The organism is Streptomyces cellostaticus, assembly GCF_023630175.1.
GTDB classification, from domain to species: Bacteria; Actinomycetota; Actinomycetes; order Streptomycetales; family Streptomycetaceae; genus Streptomyces; species Streptomyces cellostaticus_A.
In genome coordinates this window covers 1-24618 of sequence record NZ_JALLIN010000067.1, presented here as the reverse complement: position 1 = coordinate 24618, position 24618 = coordinate 1, and the positions used below count along the sequence as shown (strand labels likewise).

Genomic DNA, 24618 nt, shown 5'->3' with positions numbered 1-24618 from the left:
CCGCCGTCCGGGGCCGGCGCACCTGGCGCACCTGGCGGGCGGCCCGCCCGGAGCCCGCACGATCCCGCCCACCCCGCGAGCCCCGCACCGGTGTCGCCGGACCCCGTCCTGTCCTGGAGCGCGGGCGCGGCCGCCCGGCCCGTCGTGTCGTTCGCGGAGCCCGCCTACGGTGAGCGGCCGCGCGCCCGGGCCGCGACCTGGCTGCGACCCCGCACCGCCGCTGCCGCGGCCTGCCTGGTCCTCGGGCTGGGCCTCATCGGCGGTGCGGTGACCGGGAGCTGGCTCACCGGCGACGGTTCCGCCGGCAAGGCCGCCGGCGGGTTCAGCGCGGCCGGGACGCTGTGGCACAGCCTGCCCGTGGACCGGCTCTTCCCGCCCACCGTCCAGGGCACCGGCGCCGGTCCCGGCGGCGCCGACCGGACCTGGACGCGGATCGCCGTCGCCCCGGACAGCGGCTGCGCCGACGCCTTCGACCCACTGCTGCGCAAGGTCCTCGCCCCGGTCGGCTGCCGGCGGCTCCTGCGCGCCACCTACACCGACGCCACCCAGAGCCACGTCACCACCGTGGGCCTGCTGTTCACCAAGGGCGACCCCGCGGCCATGTCCGCGCTCGCGGCCCGCTTCCGCGACGAGCACCTGGACCGGCGCACCGACCTGATGCCCCGCCCCTACGCCGCCAAGGGCACCGCCGCGGCCCGGTTCGGCAACGTGCAGCGCGCGACCTGGACCGTCTCCGTCCTCACCGACGCGCCCGTCGTCGCCTACGCGGTGTCCGGCTGGGCCGACGGCCGCACCGTCGACTCGCCGCAGCCCGCCGCCGAGGCCGTGCGGTCCGGCGCCGCGTCGGCACCCGCCCAGGCCGGCCTCGGCCAGGAGGCGCAGGGCCTGGCCGACCGCGTCGAACGCCGGCTGCGCCAGACCGTCGGACCGGCCACGGAGAGCCCCTGATGAGGCGAACGACACGGCGCGGACGCCCCGCGCGCGGGACCGGGGCCGCGGTGAGCCTGCTGCTCGCCGGCTCCCTCGTCCTGCTGCCGTCCGCCACCGCCCACGCCGACGGCATCCGCGCCCAGCAGTGGAGCCTGTCGGCCCTCCACCTGGACGAGGCCTGGCGGACCACCAAGGGCCGCGGCGTCACCGTCGCCGTGCTGGACACCGGGGTCGAGGCCGACCACCCGGACCTGGCCGGCAACGTCCTGGACGGCAAGGACATGATCGGTTTCGGCGCCGGTCCCGGCGACCGGAACTGGGCCCGCCACGGCACCGCCATGGCCGGCATCATCGCCGGGCACGGCCACGGCGCGGGACACTCGGCCGGCGTCATGGGCGTCGCCCCCGAGGCGAGGATCCTCCCCGTGCGGGTCATCCTCGAGGACGGCGACTCCGCCCGCGGCAAGGCCCGTACCACCCGGGGCAACGCCCTCGCCGACGGCATCCGCTGGGCCGCCGACCACGGCGCCGACGTCATCAACCTCTCCCTCGGCGACGACTCCGACTCCGCCCATCCGGAACCGGGCGAGGACGAGGCCGTGCAGTACGCCCTGAAGAAGGGCGTGGTGGTCGTGGCCTCCGCGGGCAACGGCGGCGCCAAGGGCGACCACGTCTCCTACCCGGCCGCCTACCCGGGCGTCATCGCCGCCACCGCCGTCGACCGCTACGGCACCCGCGCCTCCTTCTCCACCCGCCGCTGGTACGCCGCGGTCAGCGCGCCCGGCGTGAACGTCGTGATCGCCGACCCCGACCACAAGTACTACGAGGGCTGGGGCACCTCGGCCGCCGCCGCGTACGTCTCGGGGGCGGCGGCACTGGTCAAGGCGGCCCATCCGGGACTGGCCCCGGCCCAGATCAAGAAACTCCTGGAGGACACCGCCCGCGACGCACCGGTGGGGGGCCGGGACGACTCCCGCGGCTTCGGCATGATCGACCCCGCGGCGGCCCTGAAGGGCGCGGCCCGCCTCGAACCCCGGAGCCTCAGCCCGGCGTCGTACGGGCAGAGGTACTTCGGCCCCGGCCCGGACACCGCCTCGGCCACCGGCTCCACGTCGGGCTGGGCGGGCCCGCTCGCCGGCGGCACCGGCGCGGTGCTGCTGGTGGCCGGGGTGGTCCTGTGGCGGGGCCGGCACCGGGCACGGCAGCGCGACGAGGAGTTCTAGGCGAGTCCCAGGCCGGTTCCGGGCCCGCCGCGGCTCCCCCCGCCCCCGGCCGGCGGCGGCACGCGGCACCCGTCAGACCCGCGCGGGCCCGGAGAACCGGGCGGGCGCCGCCCCGAACGCCTCGCGGTGATCCGCCGCCCACCGCGCGTACGACCGGGCCGCCCGGCCGGTGAGGCGGGCGACGGACGGGTCCACCGCGGTCTTGCGGCCCCGCGACTGCCGTTCGGCGCCGCGCAGCAGCGCCTCGACCACGTGCGGCGGGTGACGGCGCGACCAGTGGGCCGCGGCCTGCTCCGCCGTCAGTCCCCGGCACACCAGCGGGCGGCCGAGCACCCGGGACAGCTCCCGGGTCTGCCCCACGGCGGAGATCGCCTCCGGGCCGGTGAGCGTGTGGATCCGGCCCGCGTGACCCGGTGAGGTCAGCGCGGCCACCGCGACCCCGGCGACGTCACGGGGATCGACGCAGGCGACCGGCGCCTCGGGGTGCAGGGCCTGCACCACCCCCTCGGCGCGGATCGAGCCCGCCCACGCCAGCGTGTTGGACATGAACGCGCGCGGGCGCAGCAGCGTCCACTCCAGGCCGCACGAGCGCAGGAGGTCCTCGCAGTCCCGCTGCCAGCGCGTGACCGGGTCGTCGGCGTCGTCCTCACCGGCCGCGCAGGCCGACAGCTTCACCACGTGCCGCACCCCGGCAGCCGCGGCAGCCCGCAGGAAGCACGCGTCGCTGTCGCCGCCGGGATCACGGGTCACCAGGAACGCCCGGTCCACCCCGGCGAGCGCGCGCAGCAGGGAGCCGCGGTCCTGGTACGAGCCGACGGCCACCTCGCAGCCCGGGCCGAGCTCCGGCAGCCGGGCCGGGTCACGGCAGAACACCCGCACCGGGCCGGCCGACACCAGCGTCCGCGCCACCTCGCCGCCCACCGCACCGGTCGCGCCCGTCACCAGAATCATGCGGAGACCTCCCAGCGGGAAACACGGGGACGGCCCGGCCGGCGGCCACCATCGGTCCCCGCAATGAGAACGGACGACCGAGCGTGGTCCCGGGCGCTGACCCGCCGCTGACGCGCGGACAACGCTGTCATGCCGGTCGCCCTTGCCGACGGCAGGGGTCAGCGGCATGTCAGGCGGCTCGTCGAGACTGCCGCGAACACCGGGCCGACGACGGCCCGCACCGATGCGGCCGGCCACCGGGCCCGGCGCCGCCGACGCGCCCCACGTGGTGGACCGGGGGCCGGACGGCGCGCCGCCACCGCGAGCGCGGGAACCGACGCCGCGGGCCGGCCCCGGCCGAGCGACAGCACAGTCAGGAATCGAGGAGGACTGATGACCACGCCAGCGACCCGAGCCCAGACAGGCGTTCAGCAGACCGGTCACGGCCCGTCCGGGGCACCGCACCCCGCGGCCCGGGGCCACGACGCCGACTCCTGGCTCACCGACCTCACCGTCGACCGGAGCAACCCGTTCTTCTACGACCACCCGCTGGACCACGTCCCCGGCATGCTCCTGGTGTGCGCCATGGCGGACGCCGTCGGCGACCGCGTCGGCGTCCCGGCGGACTCCCGGGTGAAGTGGGTCGTCAACTTCCGGGTGATGCCCGAGCTGACGCCGGGCCTGGTGCTCTACGCGGCACCGCCCGAGAACGGTCGCCACACCCTGCGCGTCACCCAGGGCCCGACCGTCGTCTCCGACAGTTGGTTCACCCTCACCACCGACCCGGAGGGCCACCGGACCGGCCCGGCGGCCGCACCGCCCGCCCCGGCCGCCGGGCCCGCCCGCGCCTTCCTGGTGCACCGCACCCACCCGGAGAACGTCATGCTCGGCGAACCCCTGGCCGAGGACGGGATGTTCACCGCCCCGGTCCTGTTACCCGGGGCCGGGCACACCCTGGCGAGCCGGCGCCCGGGCCGCCGCTCGGTGAAGTCGGTCGTCGAGGCCGGCCGCCAGTTCGCCACCTGGCTCTCGCACCGGGTCGGCGGCTGGCCGGACGAGGTGCAGATGCTGTGGCTGCGGCTCACCGCCGACCTGCCGGCCGACCTGCCCGCCACGCTCCCGCTGGCGCTGCGCTGGCGGCGGACCCGCATGTCCGACGACAAGGCCCGGCTCACCTTCGAGCTGATCGCGGGCGAGGGGCCGGGCACCGGGATCGGCAGCCTCGTCTACGTCAGCAAGGGCCTCACCCCCGAGGCCTACCGGGCCTTCCGCGCCGGGGCGGCGGTATGAACCAGCGCCTCGTCGTCCTCGTCCTGCGTGCCCTGCTGCCGCTGACCTGCGCGCTGTTCGCCCTCGCCATCGCGCTGCAGCTCACCTCGGACACGGCGGGACCGCACGCGGTGGCCGCCCTGTTCGCCGGCCTCTACGTGCTGTGGATCCTCGCCGAGACCGGCGTCACCGTGCGCCACCCCAAGCAGTCCGCCGCCGAGAACAGCACCCTGCTGCCGTACGCCCTGACGCGGGCCGGCACCGGTGTCTCCGCGGTGCTGTGGCCGCTGCCCTGGCACACCTGGTCGGTGTGGCTGACCGTACCGGTCGTGGTGTTCGCCGCGTCCGTCGCGCTGCGCCTGACCGCCATCCGCACCCTCGGCCGGTTCTACTCCCACCACGTGGTCCGCTACTCCGACCATTCCATCGTCACCCACGGCCCCTACCGGCACGTGCGGCACCCGGCGTACACCGGGATGCTGCTGGCCAACGCCGCGTTCGTGGCGTTCTTCCGCAACCCGCTCAGCGTGCTGCTCCTGCTCGCCCTGGCCGCCGTGATCGTGTGGCGGATCCGGGTCGAGGAACGCGTGCTGTGGGCGGTCCCCGGCTACCCGGGGTACGCGGGCGGCCGGGCACGGCTGCTGCCGGGGGTGTGGTAGCCGATGGCCTCCACCACCCCGCTCGCCGACTCCGGCCCGGCCACCGCGGGCGGCCCGCTGCTGGCCGGGACCGGCGCCGGCCCCGGCACCGCGCCGGCCGATCCGGCCCTGGTGGGCCACAAGTTCTCCCGGCAGTACGAGATGCGCCGCGCCGGGCTGCCCGTCCCCGCCTTCTTCGCGCTGACCGCCGAGGCGTACTCCGCCTGCGTGCCGGCTCCGGCCGGCTTCCCCGGCGCCGGGGCGGGCACCGAGGAGCTGACCGCCTGGGCCCGCACGGCCCGGGGCGTGGTCCGCGCCGCTGCGCTGCCGCCCGGCCTCGCCCGGCAGGTGCTCGCCGGGTTCGACGAACTCGCCGGTCCCGAGGGGCTGGTGGCCGTGCGCGGCTGCGTCGCCGCCGAACCGGACGGCAGCGGCGAGGACGGCGCCGCCGACCCGTTCGCCGGACTCTCCGACAGCTTCCTGTACGTGCGCCGCGAAGCCCTCCTGGACCGGGTCGCGGACTGCTGGGCCTCCGCCTACAACCCCGAGGCCGTGCTCTACCGCGTGCGGCGCGGCGTCGACGCCACCGCCGTCCGGGTCGCGGTCGGCGTGCAGCGGATGGTGCCCGGCGTGCGGTCCTTCGTGATGTTCACCAGCGATCCGCGCGGCGGCGCCGACCAGGCGGTGGTGGCCGCCGCGCACGGCATCGGCGAGGGCATCGTGCAGGAGAGGGCGGACATCGACCACTTCTTCATGGACCGCGCCACCGGCGCCGTACGCGCCGAACTCACCGTCAAGTCCGTGATGGCGGGCCCGGACCCGGCCCGGCCGGACGCCGGCCCGGTGCTGCTGCCCGTCCCGGACGCGCTCGGCGAACCGCCCGTGCTGTCCGACGGCGAGGTACGGGCCATCGGCGAGGTGGCCGCCCGCGTGGAGGAACTCTTCGGCGGTCCCCAGGACATCGAGGGCACCCTCACCGCCGACGGCCGGATCCACCTCGTGCAGGCCCGGCCCGTGGTCCGCGCCGCGGCCCCGCGCGAGGACGGCGTGCCGCCGGTGCCGTGGACCAACCACAACCTCACCGAGTCCTTCCCCGGTGTCACCTCCACGCTGACCTACTCCCAGGCCCGCGTCTTCTACCGGACCGGATTCGCCGACTTCTACCGGCGGCTCGGCGTGCCCGAGGACTCCCTGCGCCGCGACCAGCACCACCTCAGCCGGATGATCGGGTACCTCGACGGGCGGGTCTACTACCGCCTCGACGCCTGGTTCGCGCTGCACGGCCGGATCCCCGGCTTCGACCTCATCCGCCCCATGTGGCAGCGCTCCCTCGGCCTCACCGAGCACGACCGGGACCCGGCCCCGGACCGGGCGGCCCGCCGCCGCGCCTGGCGGCAGGTCCTGCGCGCCGCCCCCCGCCTCACCCGCGCCTACGTCTCCCAGCCGCGCCGGCTGCGCGAGTTCCTGCGCTGGTGGGACGACCTGATGGCACGCTGGCCCTCCTTCGAGGAGTGCACCGCCGACGAACTCGTCGCCCGCTACCGCACCATGTGGACCGAGGCCGAGCACCGCTGGGGCGTCACCATGGTCGCCAGCTACTTCGCCCTGGTCTTTCTGACCTGCGCCGACGCCCTCCTCGCCCGCTGGGTGCCGGACGGCGCCGCGCTGCTGCCCCGGCTGATGGGCGGCGGCCGCCCCAACCGCACGCTCGCGTCGGTCCGTTCGGTGCTCGCCCTCGCCGAACGCGCGGCCGCCGACCCCGCCCTGCGCTCCGCGGTCCTGGAGCGCCCCGCGCCCGAGGTCTGGCGGGAGATCACCGAGGGGAGGTACGGCACCGGCACCGCCGACGCCTTCGCCCGGCACCTGCGGACCTACGGCGACCGCGCGCTGCACGACCTGAAGCTGGAGGTCCTGACCCCGCGCCAGGAACCCTGGCGGATCGTCACCGCGCTGCGCCCCTACATCGGCCAGGGACCGACCGTCGCCGCCAACGAGGCCGACGAGGCCGCCGCCCGCGACGCCGCCCGGCACGCCCTGCGCGAGGCCTGCCCCGCCCCGCTCAGAAGGGCCGTGCTCGGCGGGGTGCTCGCCTCGCTGCGGTTCAGCGTGAAGGCCCGCGAGGACACCCGGTTCTGCCGCAGCCAGCTCTACGGCGTCTCCCGCGAGGTCATGCGCGGGCTCGCCCGGCGGCTCGTCGAGGCGGGACTGCTGGACCGGGCCGAGGACGTCGTCCACCTCCAGACCGAGGAGGTGCTCGGCGCCTTCGACGGCACGCTGCCCGACACCGATCTGCGCGCGCTGGTGCGCCGCCGCGCCGCCCGGTACGCCGAGAGCGCGGCCGCAGCCGATCCGCCCGCCTACTTCACCGTCCCCGGCGGCCTGCCCGTGCCGGTCGCACTGGCCTCCCGTCACGACACCGCGGCGGCCGGCGGCCCCGACGCGGACGGCGTGCTGCGCGGCATCGCGTCCAGCAGCGGCACGGCACGCGGCCGTGCCCTCGTCGTCCGGGACACCGGCGTGCCGCCCGAGGCGTGCGTGGGGCGGATCCTGGTCGCCAAGGAGACCGACCCCGGCTGGCTGGCGCTGATGATGGCCGCCGAGGGCATCGTCGTCGAGCGCGGCAGCCTCGTCTCGCACACCGCCATCAGCGGCCGGCTGCTCGGCGTCCCCACCGTCGTCGCGGTCCGCGAGGCCATGACGGCCATCGAGGACGGCGCCTGGATCGAGATCGACGGCACCGCCGGCACCGTACGCCTGCTGTCCGGCGACGGCACCGCGGGGGAGGTGGACGAACCGTGCGCGTAGCGAACCTGTTCATCGACGGCCTCGGCTGCTATCTGCCCCGGCCCCACCCGGCCGACCGCGCGGTCGCCGAGGGCCGGTACGCCGAGGACGAGTGGCGGGCCGGCGGCTGGACCGGCGCCGCCGTCGCGGGCGACGTCTCGCCGCCCGAGATGGCGGTGGAGGCCGCCCGCACCGCACTGGACCGCTCCGCGCACCCGGCGGCGGACATCGCACTCGTGCTGCATGCCTCACTGCACGAGCAGGGACCCGAACTGTGGACCCCGCACCAGTACGTGCTCCGGCACGCGGTCGGCACCCGGGTCCCGGCGATGGAGGTCCGGCAGGGCTGCAACGCGGCCCTCGGCGCCCTGGAACTGGCCCACGGCCACCTCAGCGCCGACCCGTCCCGCACGGCCGCGCTGGTGACCGCCGCCGAGAACTTCGGCACCGAACGCGTCGACCGCTGGCGCTACCAGAGCGGCGCCCGGATGAAACGCCCGTCGGTACTCGGCGACGCGGCCACCGCCGTCGTGCTGTCCACCCGCGGCGGCTTCGCCCGCGTCCGCTCCCTCGTCTCCGGTTCGCTGCCCGAACTGGAGGAGATGAACCGGCCGCGCGGCCCGCTCTTCCCGCCCCGGCGCACCCGCACCGGCCGGATCGACCTGGTCGCCCGGATGCTCGACTACGCCCGCAGCGACCCCGGCGCCGCCACCCGGGCCCGCAGGGCCGTGGACGCGGCCCGCACCGAGACCGGACTGCGCGCCGTCGAGGACGCCGGGCTGCGGCCCGGCGACATCACCCGCGTCACCCACGTCCTGTCCGGCGGCCCCGAGTACATCCGCTCGGTCCTCGAACCGCTGGGCATCGACCCGGCCCGCGGCGTCCTGGAGTTCGGCCGCGCCCTCGGCCACATGACCACGAGCGACCACTTCGCCGCCCTGCACCACCTCGTCGAGACCCGCGAAGTCGGGCCCGGCGACCGGGTGCTGATGCTCAACAACAGCTTCGGAGTCTCCCTGTTCGCCGCCGTCGTCGAGATCACCGCCACCCCGTCCTGGGCCACCGGGACCCCCTCCCCGTACAAGGAACGGACATGACCCAGCCGCAGAACCCCGCGCCGGCCCCTGAGGCCACGACCGCTGTGAACCGGTGGATCGACGCCCTGCAGGACGGCTGGCGGGCCCGCGACGCGGACGCCGTCGCCGCCCTCTTCACCGACGACGCCGTCTACCACCAGGGCCCCTACGGCCCCCCGCACACCGGCCGCGAGGCCGTCGCCGCGCACTGGCGCGACACCCTGTCCCGGCAGAAGGACGCCCGCATGTGGTTCGGCGAGCCCCTCGTCCGCGGCACGCGGGCCGCCGTGGAGTGGTGGTGCGTCCTGTACGACCCGCGGACCGGAGCCCCCCGCAACGCGGCCGGCTGCCTCGTGCTCCGCTTCGCCGCCGACGGCCGTTGCGCCTCCTTCCACGAGTACTGGCACGGCGCGCCGGACCAGGAACTCGAGCCGGCCGAGGGGTGGCTGCGATGACCGGGGCGCCGATGACCGCAGCGGCCACCGCGCGGTGCCCGGTCAGCGGGGCCGGCCCGGACCTGCTGCCGCCCGCCTACCCCTTCCCGGACCTGCCCGGCGTCTGCCTCGACCCCGGCCGGCTGGCCCGCTTCCGCGACGAGCCGCTGGTGCCGGTGCGGCTCGGCAACGGCCGGGACGCGCTGCTCGTGACCCGCCACGAGGACGTCCGGACCGTCCTGTCCGACGACCGCTTCAGCCGCGAGGCCTGGGCCGGCGGCACCCTGTTCGCCCGGAGGTCCAGCGCCCTGGCCCTGGTCACCAGCGACGCGCCCACCCACACCCGGCGCCGCAGCCGGGTCCAGGCCCGCTTCACCCACCGCAGGGCCGAGGAGGACCGGCCCCGCATCGCCGCGATCGCCGCCCGGCTCCTGGACCGGCTGCGGGCCGCCGACGGTCCCGTCGACCTGATCGCCGAGTTCACCACCCCGTTCCCGTACCGGGTGATCTGCGAGATGCTCGGCGTGCCCGTGGCCGACCTGGACCGGCTGCTGCCGGAGGTCACCGTCATGATGTCCGCCGGGCGCTTCACCCCGGAGGAGAGCGCCCGGGCCCACGCCTTCATGTACGACTACTTCTTCGGGCAGCTCACCGGGCGGCGCGCGGCCGTGGAGGCCGGCCGGCCCGGCGACGACCTGCTCACCGGGCTGCTGACCGCGCCGCCGGACACCAGGCTCAGCGACGAGGAGATCGCCGTCTTCGGCTTCGGCCTGATGATGGCGGGCGGCGAGACCACCGCCTCCCACCTCGCCATGTGCGTGCTGCACGTGCTGACCACGCCCGGCCTCGCCGACCGGTTGCGCCGTGACCCCTCGGCGGTCCCGGCCGCCGTGGAGGAACTGGTCCGCTGGGTCTGGTTCGCGGGCACCGGCGGCCAGCCGCACGTCACCACCGGGGAGGTGCGCCTGGCGGGCCGCGTCCTGCCCGCCGGCCAGGTGGTCGTCCCGCTCACCGACGCGGCCAACCGCGACCCGGACGTCTTCCCCGACCCGGACGTCTTCCGCGCCGACCGCTCGCCCAACGCGCACATCGGCTTCGGCCACGGCCGCCACCTGTGCCTCGGCGCGGCCCACGCGCGCGTGGAACTGCAGGAGGGCCTCACCGCGGTGCTCGACCGGCTCGACGGGCTGGAACTCGCCGTCGACCCGGCCGAACTGCGCTGGCGGGACCGCATGTTCATGCGCGGCGTGTGGGAACTCCCCGTGCGTGTGCGCCCGGTCGACCGGGCGCGGCCGTGCTGAGCCGCTGGGCCCGCTTCGTGGCGGGCAGCTACCCACCCCTGCCGTCCGTGGCGTTCGCGTTCCTCTGGGCCTACGGAGTGTCCGGGCTGTTCGCGGTCGTCCAGCCCGCGCACCCCGCGTGGCACCCCGGCCCCGGCACCCTGACCGCGGCACTCACGCTCACCGTCACACTCCTGCTGATGCGGGCCGTGGACGACATCCGCGACCTGGCCTACGACCGCGCGTTCAGCCCCGGGCGGCCGCTGGCCTCCGGCGCCGTGCGCGAACGCGACCTGCTCGTGCTGTGCGCCGCGGGCGCGGTCCTGGTCCTCGCCCTGAACGCGGGCCGCCCGGCCGCTCTCGCGGTCCTCGCCGGGCAACTCGCCTACTGCGCACTGGTGCTGGCGGCCGACCGGGTCCTGGGCTGGCCCCCGGGCGACCGGTTGCTGCTCAGTCTCCTGGTCAGCTTCCCGGCCCAACTGCTGCTGCACGTCTACCTGTACACCCGCTACCTGGGCGACACCGGGCAGGGCGCCGGCCGCGGGGGAGTGCTGGCCATCGTGATCACCGTGCTGGTCACCGTCCACCTGGAGTTCGCCAAGAAGATCACCCGCCGGCTCGAGCCCGGTGAGCGCAGCTACGTCAGCACCCTCGGCCTCGGCGGCACCGTCGCCGTGGCCCTCGCCGCGCCCGTGCTGTCGGTGCTGCTGCTGGTCACACAGGCCCGCCCCGAGGCGCTGCTGGTGCCGCTGGCCCTGCTGCCGCTGCTGCTGCCCGCCCGGGCCGGCTGGCGGTTCTTCCGGGCCCGCGCCCCGCGCTGGCCGGCCGCCTCGGCCGGCTACTACGTGCTGTCCACCTTCGCCTGCTACCTGGCCCTGGGCCTGGCCCACGGCTGACCTGCGGTCTGCACGCGGCCCACGGCCGGCCGGTCCGGACCCGGATCCGGCCGGCCGGCTCCGGCCCACCGCCGGCCGTCCTCACGAACCGGCGGGGGTGGAGCGCGGCCCCGGCGAGGCGGCGGAGCCGTCCCGTGCGAAGGCCGACACCGCCGCCTTCGCGGCCGCCTCCACCAGGGAGATCCCCTCGGCCCGCGTGGTGGTCCCGCACGACAGCACCGCCACGAGGTACCGGGTGCCGTCCACCGTCACCCGCCCGATGCTGTTGACGTCCCACAGCCCGGTGGCGCTGCGCGGCAGCCACCCGTTCTTCAGCTCCCACGAGGAACCGGCGGCCGACACCCCCCACTGCTGATCGGCCTGCACCGCGCCCATCAGCTCCCGGACGTACGCGCGCGAGGCGGCGCTCAGCTCCGACTCCTCCCCGAACACCTGCCGCAGCAGCAGGAGCTGATCGGCCGCGGTGGTGCGGGTCAGCCCCCACAGCTCACCGTCGCCGCCGGAGGTGTGCGCGAGCCCGAACCGTTCGTTCGCCGCGTCCAGCCCCCCGGCCCGGCCGATCGCGTGCCACAGCGCGGTCGCGGAGGCGTTGTCGCTGTTCTCGATCATCTTCGTGGCGTACGCCCGCTCCGCCGAGGTCGGCTCCCGCCCCGCGTCCTGCGCCTGGAGCAGCAGCGTGGCGAGGATGTCGACCTTGACGATGCTCGCCGTGTCGAAGGCGTCCGTCCCGTAGGTGCCGCTCTCGCCGGAGCCCGGCTCCAGCACCGCCGCCGACACCCGTGCACCCGGCGGCACGGCCACCGCCGCCATCGACCGCCTCAGCAGCGCCTCCCGGTCCACCACCGGCCGTGCCGTGCTCTCCACCGCCGACGCCTCCTCACCCGCCGGGGCCGAGGAGGGGGCCGACGGCGACGAGGCCGACGATACGGCGCCCGCCCCGGAGTGCGCGCGCGCCGTCACGTAGACCGTGCCGCCCGCCGTGACCCCGCCCATCGCCAGCACGGCCAGGGCGGCGGACAGCAGCGGGCGGCGCGGGCGGCGGGCGCGGTGTGCGCGGCGGGCGCGGCGGCCACGCCGACCGGATCCGGAGGACTCCATGGCGGCGATGCTCGGGGCGGTGGCTGTGCGCCGGCTCGGACGGACCTGAGAACCACGTCAGAGGTTGCCGGCGTCCGCTGTGAATCCGGTCCCGGGCCGGGCCGGGACCGGCGCGGGCCGCCAGATAGGGTCGGGACCGTGGCGAAGAAGAACATTCCCGACCCCGGCTACTCCGACGACGACGGCTCCGCCGACCCCGGACTGAGCGCCGCGCTCGCCGCCTGGGCCGGGGACCGCGCGGCCGTGGGCCCGGTCCTCGCGGCGCTGAAGGGCGCCCGGCTGCTGGTCCCGGTCGTGGCCGTGCTCGGCGAGGTCGAGGAGGACGAGAGGGGCCTGCGCCGCGAGAAGACCAGCGACATGGCGGTGCCGACCCTGAAGGCGGGCGACCGCACCGCCCTGCCCGCCTTCACCTCCACCGGGTCCCTGGCCCGCTGGGACCCGGCCGCCCGGCCGGTCGCCGTTCCCCTGCACCAGGCGCTCGAGGCCGCGGCGCACGAGAAGGCGGACACGGTCGTGCTCGACGTCGCCGGACCGGTGCCCTTCGAGCTGACCGGACCGGCGCTGCTCGCCCTGGCCGAGGGCCGCACCAGCATCGACCCGCTCACCGACCCGGCCGTGCTCGAGGCGGTGCGCGGCGCCGTCGCCGCCGAGCCCGCGGTGCTGCGCGCCCACCTCGGTCCGGGTCAGGCCGACGGCACCCTGGTCCTCGTCCTCGACCCGGCCGCCGCGCCCGCCGAGGCCGCCCGCGCCGTCGCCGGGCGGCTGGCCGGCGACGAGACGCTGAGGGCCCGCCTGGTGCGCGGCCTCGACCTGGCACTGCTGCCGGCCGGGACCACACCTCCGGGCGAGCCCTTGTTCGTGCGGGAGTGAGTGCGCGTACCGGGACGGGGGCGCGGGGCGCGTGGGGGACCGGTCAGCCGTAGACCGCGCCCGTGTACTTCTCGCCCGGGCCGTGACCCGGCTCGTCCGGCACCACCGAGGCCTCGCGGAACGCGAGCTGCAGCGACTTCAGGCCGTCCCGCAGCGGGGCCGCGTGGAAGGAGCTGACCTCGGTGGCGCTCGCGTCCAGCAGACCGGCGAGCGCGCCGATCAGCTTGCGGGCCTCGTCCAGGTCCTTGTACTTCTCGCCCTCCTCGCTCAGCCCGAGCTTCACGGCGGCGGCGCTCATCAGGTTGACGGCGACCGTCACGATCACCTCGACGGCGGGGACCTCGGCGATGTCCCGGGTCATCGCGTCGAAGTCGGGGGACTCAGGAGGGGTGTCACTCATGCCCCACACGATAGGCGTTCACCCGCGCGCCCTCTCAATTAGCCCTTGTCAAGCGATCCTGCTAACCTGGTGGACGACCGGCCGGACACGCTGTGCTCCGGCCCACAAGTGGAGGCTCCGATCTCCCACCTGGCCATCCTCCGGGACGGCAGGTCTTCCGGTCAGACGGCCACCATCGTTCCGTACGGACGATGGAGCCGTCCGAGTCGCGCCCCGCGGTCCCCGTGGCGGTGCTCCGGTAGCTATGGGAGCCCCGCCTGTGATCGGCCGGGGCATTTTTTGTGCTTCGGCGCGGTTAGGTCTGTCGAAACAGACATACGCGGCTGTCCGCCAGGCGGTCGCGTGGTGCTACCGAGGAGGATCCATCAGCGCCGAGCCCCGCATCAACGACCGGATTCGCGTTCCCGAGGTGCGACTCGTCGGTCCCAGTGGCGAGCAGGTGGGCATCGTCCCCCTGGCCAAGGCACTGGAGCTTGCGCAGGAGTACGACCTGGACCTGGTCGAGGTCGCGGCGAACGCCCGTCCGCCCGTGTGCAAGCTCATGGACTACGGGAAGTTCAAGTACGAGTCGGCCATGAAGGCCCGTGAGGCGCGCAAGAACCAGGCGCACACGGTCATCAAGGAGATGAAGCTCCGGCCGAAGATCGACCCGCACGACTATGACACCAAGAAGGGTCACGTCGTCCGGTTCCTCAAGCAGGGCGACAAGGTCAAGATCACGATCATGTTCCGCGGCCGCGAGCAGTCCCGCCCCGAGCTGGGCTACCGACTGCTGCAGCGCCTCGCGGAAGACGTCCAGGACCTCGGTTTCGTGGAGTCGAACCCGAAGCAGGACGGCCGCAACATGATCATGGTCCTCGGTCCGCACAAGAAGAAGACCGAGGCGATGGCCGAGGCTCGCCAGGCGCAGGAAGCCCGCAAGGCGGACGCGAAGGCCAACCCCGGCCGGTCGCAGAACGCCGCCGAGGCCGAGGCGCCGACCGAGGAACCTGCCGAGGCGTGATCCCGGGGGACGCGAGTCCCCGAGGATGTAACCGAAACAAGAGCGACGCTCCACCGTGCCCGGTTTCACGACCGGGCACCGGAGCGCCACCGACGAGGAGAGAACGGCGCTATGCCGAAGAACAAGTCGCACAGCGGTGCCAGCAAGCGCTTCAAGATCACCGGCTCCGGCAAGGTGCTCCGTGAGCGCGCCGGCAAGCGCCACCTGCTCGAGCACAAGTCGTCCCGTGTGACGCGTCGCCTCACCGGCAACGCCGAGATGGCCCCGGGCGACGCCGCGAAGATCAAGAAGCTTCTCGGCAAGTGACGGCCGGCGTCGCCCGAGCGACGCCGTACGTCTGGACCGGGACCCATTCGTTTCCGGGTCGCGTGAGTACCCCCCGCGACCCCGCTACAAGGAGTTAAGAAGTGGCACGCGTCAAGCGGGCAGTCAACGCCCACAAGAAGCGCCGGGCGATCCTCGAGCAGGCCTCCGGCTACCGCGGTCAGCGTTCGCGCCTGTACCGCAAGGCCAAGGAGCAGGTCACCCACTCGCTGGTCTACAACTACAACGACCGCAAGAAGCGCAAGGGCGACTTCCGGCAGCTGTGGATCCAGCGCATCAACGCCGCCGCCCGCGCCAACGGCATGACCTACAACCGCTTCATCCAGGGTCTGAAGGCCGCGAACGTCGAGGTCGACCGCAAGATCCTGGCCGAGCTGGCCGTCAACGACGCCAACGCGTTCGCCGCGCTGGTCGAGGTCGCCCAGAAGGCCCTGCCGAGCGACGTCAACGCGCCCAAGGCTGCGTGACGCCGCGCCGGCTCCAGCCGGCCCATGGACCCGCAAGCCGTGGTGGCTTGCGGGTCCTTTCGTTGCGGTCGCCGGTCGGCCGCCGCCGGTGGGAGGGGGCTGGTAGCGCACTGCCCCGCGTCCCTCGGAGCGGCGGTGCCGCCGGTCGCGCAGTGCCCGCCGAGATCTCCTGAGGTGAAGAAGAAGATGCCCCCCGTCAGCCCTGAGCCGATCTCGGCCCGGTCCGGTCGTGTCGCCGCCGCCCGGCGGCTCGGCAAGCGGAACTTCCGGGGGAAGGACCGGCTGTTCCTCGCGGAGGGGCCGCAGGCCGTCCGGGAGGCCGCCGGGCACCGGGTGGACGGGACGCCCACGCTCGTGGAGCTGTTCGCCACGGTCGAGGCCGCGGAGCGGTACGCGGACATCGTCGGGGCGGCGCGTGACGCCGGCGCCCGGGTGCACCTCGCCTCCGAGGACGTCGTCGCCGACATCTCCACCACCGTCACCCCGCAGGGACTGGTCGGCGTCTGCCGGTTCCTGGACACCCCCTTCGAGGCCGTCCTCGCCGCCCGGCCCCGGCTGGTCGCCGTGCTCGCCCACGTACGCGACCCGGGCAACGCCGGGACCGTGCTGCGCTGCGCCGACGCCGCCGGCGCCGAGGCCGTCGTCCTCACCGACGCCTCCGTCGACCTGTACAACCCCAAGGCCGTACGCGCCTCCGTCGGCTCGCTCTTCCACCTGCCGGTCGCCGTCGGCGTGCCCGTGGAACGGGCCGTGGCGGGGCTGAGGGACGCCGGAGTGCGCATCCTCGCCGCCGACGGGGCGGGCGACCGCGACCTGGACGAGGAACTGGACAAGGGCACCATGGGCGGACCCACCGCCTGGGTGTTCGGCAACGAGGCCTGGGGACTCCCGGAGGAGACCCGGGCGCTGGCCGACGCCGTCGTGCGCGTCCCCATCCACGGAAAGGCCGAGAGCCTGAACCTCGCCACCGCCGCCGCCGTATGTCTCTACGCGTCGGCGCGTGCCCAGCGCGCCTCCGGAGGGTGCCGCTCCGCCACCAGGCCCTGAGGGGTGTCGCGAAAGCCCGGGGCAGCGCACAGGACTTTCGCAACACCCCCTAGTAATGTGGCCGGCTCGGGCCTCCGCGCGGTCTGAGAGGTGGGGTACGGCAATGAGGTTGGTCGGCAGCAGCACCGCGTCGGACGGGCGGGACGTGCGCCGCGCACCCGCGCACCGGCACGTCGACCGCACCGGCACCGGCATCGACCCCGACGAGCTGCCCGACGGCCTGGTGACCGCCGACGAACAAGGTCGCGTGACCTGTTTCAACGCCGCCGCCCAGCGCGTCACGGCGATCCGTGCCGAGGACGCCCTCGGCCGGCCCCTGGAGGCGGCGCTGCCCCTGGAGGACCTGGAGGGGCGGCGCTGGTGGCAGCTCACCGACCCCTACGGAGGCCTCGCGATCCGGGTGCGGCAGCCCGAGCGCAACCTGCTGCTGCCGGGCGGACGGGAGGTGCTGGTCTCCGCGCGGTACGTGCGCGACGAACCTCTCGGCCCCGTGCGCGGGGTGGTCGTGTCCCTGCGGGACACCGAGGCCCGGCACCGCACCGAACGCAGCCACGCCGAACTGATAGCGACCGTCGCCCACGAGCTGCGCTCCCCGCTCACCTCCGTGAAGGGCTTCACCGCGACGCTGCTCGCCAAGTGGGAACGCTTCACCGACGACCAGAAGCGGCTGATGCTGGAGACCGTCGACGCGGACGCCGACCGCGTCACCCGGCTCATCGCCGAGCTGCTGGACATCTCCAGGATCGACAGCGGGCGCCTCGAGGTGCGCCGGCAGCCCGTCGACATCGGCGCGGCCGTCGGCCGGCACATCCAGGCCTACGTCGCCGCGGGCCAGCCGGCCGACCGCTTCCTGCTGCGCGTCGAGCACCCGCTGCCCGCCCTGTGGGCCGACCCCGACAAGGTCGACCAGGTGCTGAGCAACCTGCTGGAAAATGCCGTGCGCCACGGCGAGGGAACCGTCACCATCGACATCACGCCCGCGCCGTCCCCGCGCGAGGGCGAGGAAACGGCCACGTCGGTCACGGTGAGCGACGAGGGGCCCGGCATCCCGGAGGAGTCCATGAACCGCGTCTTCACCCGCTTCTGGCGGGGCAGCAAGCGCGGCGGCACGGGCCTCGGGCTGTACATCGTCAAGGGCATCGTCGAGGCCCACGGCGGCACCATCACGGTCGGCCGTGCCCCCGGTGCCGGCGCCGAGTTCCGATTTACGTTGCCCGTGTGCACGCCGGCGTATCTCGCCTAGCGGCCCGCGGGCCATTCGTCCACCCCCACCCCGTTAGACTCGGCCTTTGGCACCTTTGTGTCCTGCACACGGCCCGCAGAGAGCCACAGCCGGCTCGAAGTCGGTGACGGGGACCGTCCGCCAGCCAATCGGAAGTACGGGAAGAGATGTCGGCACCCAATAAGTCGTACGACCCTGTCGAGGTCGAGGCGTTGAAACCGGAAGAGATCGAGCGCATGCGGGACGAGGCGCTCGCCGCCTTCGCCGCCGCGGACTCCCTCGACGCGCTGCACGAGGCCAAGGTCGCCCACACCGGCCCCGCCTCCCCGCTGGCCCTCGCCAACCGCGAGATCGGGGCCCTGCCCCCGCACGCCAAGGCCGACGCCGGCAAGCGTGTCGGCATGGCCCGCGGCGCCGTGAACAAGGCCCTCGCCGGTCGGCAGAGCGAGCTCGAGGCCGAGCGGGACGCCCGCGTGCTGGTCGAGGAGGACGTCGACGTCACGCTCCCCCACGACCGCGTTCCGGCCGGGGCCCGGCACCCGCTGACCACGCTCTCGGAGCGCATCGAGGACGTCTTCGTCGCCATGGGCTACGAGGTCGCCGAGGGCCCCGAGGTCGAGGCCGAGTGGTTCAACTTCGACGCCCTCAACATCGGCCCGGACCATCCGGCCCGCGGCGAGGCGGACACCTTCTTCGTGACCGGCCCGGACGGCACCGCCGACTCCGGCGTCGTGCTGCGCACCCACACCTCGCCCGTGCAGATCCGCTCGCTGCTCAGCCGTGAGCTGCCGGTCTACGTGATCTGCCCCGGCCGCGTGTACCGCACCGACGAGCTGGACGCCACCCACACCCCGGTGTTCCACCAGGTCGAGCTGCTCGCCGTCGACGAGGGGCTGACCATGGCCGACCTCAAGGGCACCCTGGACCACATGGTCCAGTCGCTGTTCGGCGAGGGCATGAAGACCCGGCTCCGGCCGAACTTCTTCCCGTTCACCGAGCCGTCCGCCGAGATGGACATGGTGTGCTACGTCTGCCGCGGCGAGTCCGTCGGCAACCCCGACCGGCCCTGCCGCACCTGCTCCAGCGAGGGCTGGATCGAGCTGGGCGGCTGCGGCATGGTCAACCCCAAGGTGCTGGCCGCCTGCGGCGTCGACCCGGAGAAGTACAGCGGGTTCGCCTTCGGGTTCGGCATCGAGCGGATGCTGATGTTCCGCCACAACGTCGAAGACATGCGAGACATGGTCGAGGGTGACGTCCGGTTCACCCGGCCGTTCGGGATGGAGATCTGATGCGGGTCCCGCTTTCTTGGCTGCGGGAGTACGTCGACCTGCCGGCGACCGAAACCGGCCGTGACGTCCAGGCCAAGCTCATCTCGGCCGGCCTCGAGGTCGAGACCGTCGAGCAACTCGGCGCCGACCTCAAGGGCCCGCTGGTCGTCGGCCAGGTGCTGACCATCGAGGAGCTGGAGGGCTTCAAGAAGCCGATCCGCTTCTGCACCGTCGACGTCGGCGGGGCCAACGGCACGGGCGAGCCCCAGGAGATCGTCTGCGGCGCCCGGAACTTCGCCGTCGGTGACAAGGTCGTCGTGGTCCTCCCCGGCGCCACGCTGCCCGGCGGCTTCTCCATCGCCGCCCGCAAGACGTACGGCAGGACGTCCCACGGCATGATCTGCTCCGGCGACGAGCTGGGCATGGGCGACGACGGCAGCAACGGCATCATCGTGCTTCCCCCGGAGACCGAGGTCGGCAAGGACGCCGTCGAGCTGCTCCAGCTCGTCGACGAGGTGCTCGACATCGCGGTCACCGCCAACCGCGGCGACTGCCTCTCCATCCGCGGCGTCGCCCGTGAGACCGCCATCGCCTACGGCCTGCCGCTGCGCGACCCGGCCCTGCTCGACGTGCCCGCCCCGAATGCGTTCGGCTACCCGGTACGGGTCGCGGAGCCGGCCGGCTGCGACCGCTTCACCGCCCGCACGGTCACCGGCCTGAGCCCCGAGGCGCGCTCCCCGATCTGGCTGCGGCGCCGGCTGCAGAAGGTCGGCATGCGCCCGATCTCGCTCGCCGTCGACGTCACGAACTACGTGATGAAGGAGCTGGGCCAGCCGCTGCACGCCTACGACCGGAACCGCGTCCAGGGCGCGATCGGCGTGCGCCGGGCCGAGGAGGGCGAGAAGCTCGTCACCCTCGACGGCACCGAGCGGCGGCTCCACGCCGAGGACCTGGTCATCACCGACGAGCGCGGGCCGATCGGCCTGGCCGGCGTCATGGGCGGCGCCAACACGGAGATCGCCGACGTCCCCCGGTCCGGAACGGACTCGAGTGTGGGGACCCCCGCCGACGCGGAGTACGCCTCGACCGACGTGGTCATCGAGGCCGCCCACTTCGACGCCGTCTCGATCGCCCGTACGGCCCGCCGGCACAAGCTGTCCTCCGAGGCCTCCCGTCGCTTCGAGCGGGGCGTCGACCCGCGGGCCGCCGCGGCCGCCGCGCAGCGCACCGTGGACCTGCTGGTGCTGCTCGCCGGCGGCACGGCCGAGGCCGGGGTGACCGAGGTCGTCGCGCCGTCCGCCCCGCGGACCGTCACGATCCCCGCCGACCACCCGGACCGGGTGGCGGGCGTGGTGTACGGCCGCGAGACCGTGGTGCGCCGGCTGCAGGAGATCGGCTGCGACGTCCACGGCCAGGACGAGCTGGTCGTCACGGTGCCGTCCTGGCGGCCCGACCTCGCCGAGGCCAACGACCTGGCCGAGGAGGTCATCCGGCTCGAGGGCTACGAGAACCTGCCCTCCACGCTGCCCAAGCCGCCCTCCGGCCGCGGCCTGACCCACCGCCAGCGGCTGCACCGCCGGGTCGGCCGCGCGCTCGCCGGCGCCGGCTACGTCGAGGCGCCGAACTACCCCTTCGTGGGCGAGCAGGTCTTCGACCAGCTCGGTCTGGAGCCCGGTGACCCGGCCCGCCGCGTGGTGAAGCTGGTCAACCCGCTCAACGACGAGGAGCCCGCGCTCCGTACGACGCTGCTGCCGGGCCTGCTGGGTGCCCTGCGGCGCAACGACGGCCGCGGCTCGCACGATCTGGCCCTGTTCGAGACCGGACTGGTGTTCCAGCCGCGCGAGGAGCGGCGCGCCGGCGCGCACCTGTCCGTCGACCGCCGCCCGACCGACGAGGAGATCGCGTCGCTGAACGGGGCGCTGCCCGAGCAGCCCCGGCACGTCGCCGTGGTGCTCGCGGGCGCCGCCGAGCGCGCCGGCTGGTGGGGCAAGGGCCGCCCGGCGGACTGGGCCGACGCGATCGAGGCCGGCCGCGCCGTCGCCCGGGAGGCCGGTGCCGACCTGATCGTGCGCAAGGGCCGGTACGGCCCCTGGCACCCCGGACGCTGCGCCGAGCTGGCCGTCGTCGCCGACGGCGCGGAGCGGGTCGTGGGTCACGCGGGCGAACTGCACCCGCGGGTCCTCAAGGCGCTCGGCCTGCCCGAGCGCACCTGCGCGATGGAGCTGGACCTGGACGCGCTGGAGGCGGTCGGCGACGGCGTTCCGCAGGCGCCGGGCATCTCCACGTTCCCGGTGGCCACGCAGGACGTCGCCCTCGTGGTCGACAGGCCGGTCCCGGCCGCCGAGGTGGAGGCCGCGCTGCGGGAGGGCGCCGGCGAACTGCTGGAGTCCATCCGCCTGTTCGACGTGTACGAGAACGCGGAGCAGCTCGGCGAGGGCCGCAAGTCCCTGGCCTACGCGCTGCGCTTCCGCGCGGGTGACCGGACGCTGACCGTGGACGAGGCGTCCGCGGCCCGGGACGCGGCGGTCGCCCTCGCGGGCGAGCGGACCGGAGCCGTGCTGCGCGGCTGATCCGCCTCGACGCGATCCACCTGCCTGCCGGCGGCGAACGGACCGGCCCCTCGGGGGCCGGTCCGTTCGCTTCGTGGGCGGCGTGCCGCCACCGGCGGCCGACCCGGCCAAGCCACCGCTTTTCGAGGGGGAGCCGGCGGCTTGGCCGGGCAACCAGTGAACCGGCGGCACCACGCTCCGCGACAGTGCGCACACCGCCCGGATGCGCGTACTCCGTTCACACCCCGTGTGAAGGCCGGACCACTACCCTGACGGGCACCAGGCCATTCGGGGGGCACTCATGCAGCCCAACACTCTGCTCGACGCGATCCTGGACGAGGCGGGGATCTCGCACGCCGGTCTCGCCGCCCACGTGAACCAGGCCGGCCGGGCACGGGGTCTCGCGCTCCGCTACGAACACACCGCCGTGGCTCGGTGGTTGAAGGGCCAAAGGCCACGCGGTCAGGTGCCGGACCTGATCTGCGAGGTGCTCGCCGGACGGCTGCACCGGCCGGTCACCCTGGACGACATCGGCCTCGGCGTGCCGGGCGAGCCCAGTACCCCGCACACCGGCTCGCTGACCGGCTTCGTGGAGCGGGCCACCGCGCTGTGGCGCTCGGACGAACAGCAGCGCCCGCACGTCCTCGGCGCGCCCGCGGTCACCGGCACTCCCGCCGTGATGCCGGTGTGGGAGTGGGAGAACCCGCCCGAGGACGTGGACGTCTCCCGGGGCGGCCGGCACCGGGTCACCGCGTCCGACCTCGATCTGCTGCGCGCGGCCCGCACCCACTACGAGCAGATGTACCGGAAGGCCGGCGGCGTCGCGACCCGGGCGCGGATCGTGGGCTTCCTCAACGCCGAGGCCGCGCCACTGCTGCGCGGCGGCTACACCGACGCCACCGGGCGCCAACTGCACCGGGCCACGGGCGGGTTGGTGGCGATCGCCGGTATCTGCGCCTACGACTCCGACGCGCACGGCCTGGCCCAGCGCTACTTCCACCAGGCGCTCCGGCTGGCAAAGGCCAGCGGGGACCGGGGACTCGGCGCCTACGTGATCGCGCTGCTGGTCAACCAGGCACTGTTCATGCGGGAGTACCGGCAGGCGGTGGCGTTCGCCGAGGCCGCCCTGCGCGCGGCCGGCAGGCACATCACCCCGGCCCTCGCCTCCGACCTGTACGCGATGCAGGCGAAGGCTTACGCACACCTCGGCGATTCCGGCAGCGCCCTGTCCTGCATCCGCCGGGCCGAGACGGCCGCCGACCGCATCCGGCGGGGATACGAGCCGGACGAGACCGGCTACGTACAGCCCGGCCTGGTCAACGTCCAGGTGGCCGAGGCGCTGCTGAGCCTGGGCGAGCTGGCCGCCGCCCGGGAGCACGCCGCGGCCGCGGTGGACAACCCCGCGCACGACCGCGGCCGGGTGCACCGGCTCGCCATGCTCAGCACCATCGAGCTGCGCCGGGGCAACGCCGACAACGCGGTGGCCACGGCCGTGCAGATGGCCGAGCAGGCGCGCGGGATGGAGTCCCGGCGACTGCGTGACAGACTCCGCGCGGTGCGCGAGCACCTGGTGCGCTGCGGCTCGGCCGGCACCGCCGAGGCCGCCGAACTCATCGACGGCGCGCTGCGCGTGCCGCTGTAGGCGCACTGTAGGTACACAGCCCCTGCTGCGATATTGCCCCTTACCCGGTGGAAGGTGGCAGAACCGTGCAGTGGACGAAACAGAACGAACAAACTGTGTATGAGAACCGCTGGTTCAGCGTCAATCTCGCAGATGTGGAGCTGCCGGACGGCCGGCATCTCGACCACTTCCTGATCCGGCTGCGGCCGGTCGCCGTCGCCACGGTCGTGAACGAGGCCAACGAGGTCCTGCTGCTGTGGCGGCACCGGTTCATCACCGACAGCTGGGGCTGGGAACTGGCCGCGGGCGTGGTGGAGGACGGCGAGGACGTCGCGAGCGCGGCCGCCAGGGAACTGGAGGAGGAGACCGGCTGGCGGCCGGGACCGCTGCACCACCTGATGAGCGTGGAGCCGTCCAACGGCCTCACCGACGCCCGGCACCACATCTACTGGGCGGACCGCGGTGAGTACGTCGGACACCCCGTGGACGACTTCGAGTCCGACCGCCGGGAGTGGGTCCCGCTCAAGATCGTCCCCGATCTCATCGCCCGGGGGGAGGTCCCGGCCGCCAACATGGCGGCCGCGTTACTCCTGCTGCACCACATGAGGCTCACCGACGACAGGGCCGCCTAACGCGCGGCCAGCGCCTGCCAGACCGTCACGGCGAGTGCGCCGAGGGCGGTGAGGACGGCCAGCGAGGGCAGGGGCCAGCGCGCGTGCTCCAGCGAGGCCATGCGCGTGTGCAGGTCGTCCACCTCCTTGGCGGTCTCCTCGGCCCGGTGGCTGAGCAGGGCGAGTCCGCCCTCGACGCGGGTGTACGCCACGTCGAGGCGGCGCCGTAACTCTGCGAGTTCTCCATGGACCACGGGATGCTCCGGCTCGGCGCTCACGGGTCCACTCCTTTCCGTAGTCGGACGTGATGGTTCCGCACCTCTTGCATGCGCATGCAGAGTCAACTCGGCTGGTAGGCGCATGGGGAGCGTGTGTGACGGGCATATGCGGGCCCGGCGCGCACACGGTGTGTGAAACAGATGGGCCCGGCACCGAAACCGGTGCCGGGCCCATGGGTGTAGCGGACGGTAATCAGTAGCTGTAGAAGCCCGACCCCGTCTTCCGGCCCAGCCGGCCCGCCTCGACCATGCGCTGTCCGGGTTGCCCGAACGGCGGTGTAGCAGATCTCCTGCCAAGGCCGAGTTAGGGGCTCCTTCCGTACCAGCCATTCGAGAGACGCCCCTGCGTATGACGGCGGGCGCCGCTCCTGCCCCGTTCCTGGGGGCGACAAGGAGTTAA

The 24618-nt window shown here is 74.4% G+C and carries 23 protein-coding genes and 1 pseudogene; 19 read left to right on the top strand and 5 right to left on the bottom strand.

Annotated features, from left to right (window positions below; all coding sequences use genetic code 11):
* The coding region (locus MXD57_RS29370; protein WP_250405212.1) for a hypothetical protein at positions 1 to 948 on the top strand (948 nt) is incomplete at its 5' end.
* Positions 948 to 2153: a type VII secretion-associated serine protease mycosin gene (mycP, locus tag MXD57_RS29365; RefSeq protein ID WP_250405211.1), complete on the top strand. Its 1206-nt coding sequence runs from the start codon at positions 948 to 950 to the stop codon at positions 2151 to 2153. The genes MXD57_RS29370 and mycP, both read left to right, overlap by 1 nt.
* A gap of 72 nt (positions 2154 to 2225) precedes the next feature.
* Here mycP and MXD57_RS29360 read toward each other — a convergent pair whose 3' ends face one another.
* Positions 2226 to 3104: an NAD(P)H-binding protein gene (locus MXD57_RS29360; protein WP_250405210.1), complete on the bottom strand. Its 879-nt coding sequence runs from the start codon at positions 3102 to 3104 to the stop codon at positions 2226 to 2228.
* 372 nt (positions 3105 to 3476) lie between these two features.
* Here MXD57_RS29360 and MXD57_RS29355 point away from each other — a divergent pair, with 372 nt between their 5' ends.
* From MXD57_RS29355 to MXD57_RS29325, 7 genes are read left to right on the top strand one after another with little or no spacing between them, the layout of a single operon-like run.
* Positions 3477 to 4373, top strand: a complete 897-nt coding sequence (locus tag MXD57_RS29355) for an AfsA-related hotdog domain-containing protein (RefSeq protein WP_250405209.1) — start codon at positions 3477 to 3479, stop codon at positions 4371 to 4373.
* Positions 4370 to 5011 (top strand): methyltransferase family protein, encoded by a 642-nt coding sequence (locus tag MXD57_RS29350; protein WP_250405208.1) that lies wholly within the window; start codon positions 4370 to 4372, stop codon positions 5009 to 5011. The genes MXD57_RS29355 and MXD57_RS29350 overlap by 4 nt, the downstream gene beginning before the upstream one ends.
* 3 nt (positions 5012 to 5014) lie before the next feature.
* A complete protein-coding gene (locus MXD57_RS29345) occupies positions 5015 to 7795 on the top strand; it encodes a PEP/pyruvate-binding domain-containing protein (protein ID WP_250405207.1) in 2781 nt (926 codons plus the stop codon).
* A complete protein-coding gene (locus MXD57_RS29340; protein WP_250405206.1) occupies positions 7786 to 8871 on the top strand; it encodes a ketoacyl-ACP synthase III family protein in 1086 nt (361 codons plus the stop codon). The genes MXD57_RS29345 and MXD57_RS29340 overlap by 10 nt, the downstream gene beginning before the upstream one ends.
* Positions 8868 to 9305 carry a nuclear transport factor 2 family protein gene (locus MXD57_RS29335; RefSeq protein WP_250405205.1) on the top strand — a complete coding sequence of 146 codons (438 nt, stop codon included), beginning with the start codon at positions 8868 to 8870 and terminating at the stop codon, positions 9303 to 9305. The genes MXD57_RS29340 and MXD57_RS29335 overlap by 4 nt, the downstream gene beginning before the upstream one ends.
* Positions 9302 to 10585, top strand: coding sequence for a cytochrome P450 (locus tag MXD57_RS29330; protein WP_250405204.1), 1284 nt, complete (start codon positions 9302 to 9304; stop codon positions 10583 to 10585). Before MXD57_RS29335 ends, MXD57_RS29330 begins: the two co-directional genes overlap by 4 nt.
* On the top strand, positions 10579 to 11460 hold the full coding sequence (locus MXD57_RS29325; protein ID WP_250405203.1) for a hypothetical protein: 882 nt from the start codon (positions 10579 to 10581) through the stop codon (positions 11458 to 11460). Before MXD57_RS29330 ends, MXD57_RS29325 begins: the two co-directional genes overlap by 7 nt.
* Positions 11461 to 11541: 81 nt before the next feature.
* Here MXD57_RS29325 and MXD57_RS29320 read toward each other — a convergent pair whose 3' ends face one another.
* Complete coding sequence (locus MXD57_RS29320) at positions 11542 to 12558, bottom strand: class A beta-lactamase-related serine hydrolase (protein WP_250405202.1); 1017 nt, start codon at positions 12556 to 12558, stop codon at positions 11542 to 11544.
* Positions 12559 to 12696: 138 nt separating this feature from the next.
* Between MXD57_RS29320 and MXD57_RS29315 the strand changes: the two genes are divergently transcribed.
* Positions 12697 to 13428 (top strand): SseB family protein, encoded by a 732-nt coding sequence (locus MXD57_RS29315; RefSeq protein ID WP_250405201.1) that lies wholly within the window; start codon positions 12697 to 12699, stop codon positions 13426 to 13428.
* Positions 13429 to 13471: 43 nt separating this feature from the next.
* Here MXD57_RS29315 and MXD57_RS29310 read toward each other — a convergent pair whose 3' ends face one another.
* Positions 13472 to 13828, bottom strand: a complete 357-nt coding sequence (locus MXD57_RS29310) for a DUF1844 domain-containing protein (RefSeq protein ID WP_250405200.1) — start codon at positions 13826 to 13828, stop codon at positions 13472 to 13474.
* 364 nt (positions 13829 to 14192) lie between these two features.
* On the opposite strand from MXD57_RS29310, the gene infC reads away from it, so the two are divergent.
* From infC to MXD57_RS29265, 9 genes are all read left to right on the top strand, one after another.
* Positions 14193 to 14831 (top strand): translation initiation factor IF-3, encoded by a 639-nt coding sequence (gene infC / locus MXD57_RS29305; RefSeq protein ID WP_250405213.1) that lies wholly within the window; start codon positions 14193 to 14195, stop codon positions 14829 to 14831.
* Positions 14832 to 14942: 111 nt separating this feature from the next.
* Positions 14943 to 15137, top strand: a complete 195-nt coding sequence (gene rpmI / locus MXD57_RS29300) for a 50S ribosomal protein L35 (protein WP_003977225.1) — start codon at positions 14943 to 14945, stop codon at positions 15135 to 15137.
* Between the two features lie 101 nt (positions 15138 to 15238).
* Positions 15239 to 15622: a 50S ribosomal protein L20 gene (gene rplT / locus MXD57_RS29295; RefSeq protein ID WP_030381833.1), complete on the top strand. Its 384-nt coding sequence runs from the start codon at positions 15239 to 15241 to the stop codon at positions 15620 to 15622.
* 186 nt (positions 15623 to 15808) lie between these two features.
* Positions 15809 to 16669, top strand: a complete 861-nt coding sequence (locus tag MXD57_RS29290) for a TrmH family RNA methyltransferase (RefSeq protein WP_250405199.1) — start codon at positions 15809 to 15811, stop codon at positions 16667 to 16669.
* A 103-nt stretch (positions 16670 to 16772) separates the two neighbouring features.
* On the top strand, positions 16773 to 17912 hold the full coding sequence (locus MXD57_RS29285; RefSeq protein WP_250405198.1) for a sensor histidine kinase: 1140 nt from the start codon (positions 16773 to 16775) through the stop codon (positions 17910 to 17912).
* 146 nt (positions 17913 to 18058) lie between these two features.
* Positions 18059 to 19180: a phenylalanine--tRNA ligase subunit alpha gene (gene pheS / locus MXD57_RS29280; protein ID WP_250405197.1), complete on the top strand. Its 1122-nt coding sequence runs from the start codon at positions 18059 to 18061 to the stop codon at positions 19178 to 19180.
* The gene (gene pheT, locus MXD57_RS29275; RefSeq protein ID WP_250405196.1) at positions 19180 to 21729 is read left to right on the top strand and encodes a phenylalanine--tRNA ligase subunit beta; all 2550 of its coding nucleotides are present in this window, start codon (positions 19180 to 19182) and stop codon (positions 21727 to 21729) included. The genes pheS and pheT overlap by 1 nt, the downstream gene beginning before the upstream one ends.
* Before the next feature lie 280 nt (positions 21730 to 22009).
* A complete protein-coding gene (locus MXD57_RS29270) occupies positions 22010 to 23350 on the top strand; it encodes a transcriptional regulator (RefSeq protein WP_250405195.1) in 1341 nt (446 codons plus the stop codon).
* A gap of 65 nt (positions 23351 to 23415) precedes the next feature.
* The gene (locus MXD57_RS29265) at positions 23416 to 23961 is read left to right on the top strand and encodes an NUDIX hydrolase (RefSeq protein WP_250405194.1); all 546 of its coding nucleotides are present in this window, start codon (positions 23416 to 23418) and stop codon (positions 23959 to 23961) included.
* On the opposite strand, the gene MXD57_RS29260 is transcribed toward MXD57_RS29265, so the two are convergent.
* Together MXD57_RS29260 and MXD57_RS32090 are read right to left on the bottom strand one after the other, a co-directional pair.
* Entirely contained in the window at positions 23958 to 24218 is a 261-nt protein-coding gene (locus MXD57_RS29260; protein ID WP_250405193.1) for a hypothetical protein, read from the bottom strand. The genes MXD57_RS29265 and MXD57_RS29260 overlap by 4 nt on opposite strands.
* 193 nt (positions 24219 to 24411) lie before the next feature.
* Positions 24412 to 24471, bottom strand: a pseudogene (locus tag MXD57_RS32090) (3-hydroxyacyl-CoA dehydrogenase family protein); the annotation flags it as partial.
* Positions 24472 to 24618 lie beyond the last annotated feature (147 nt).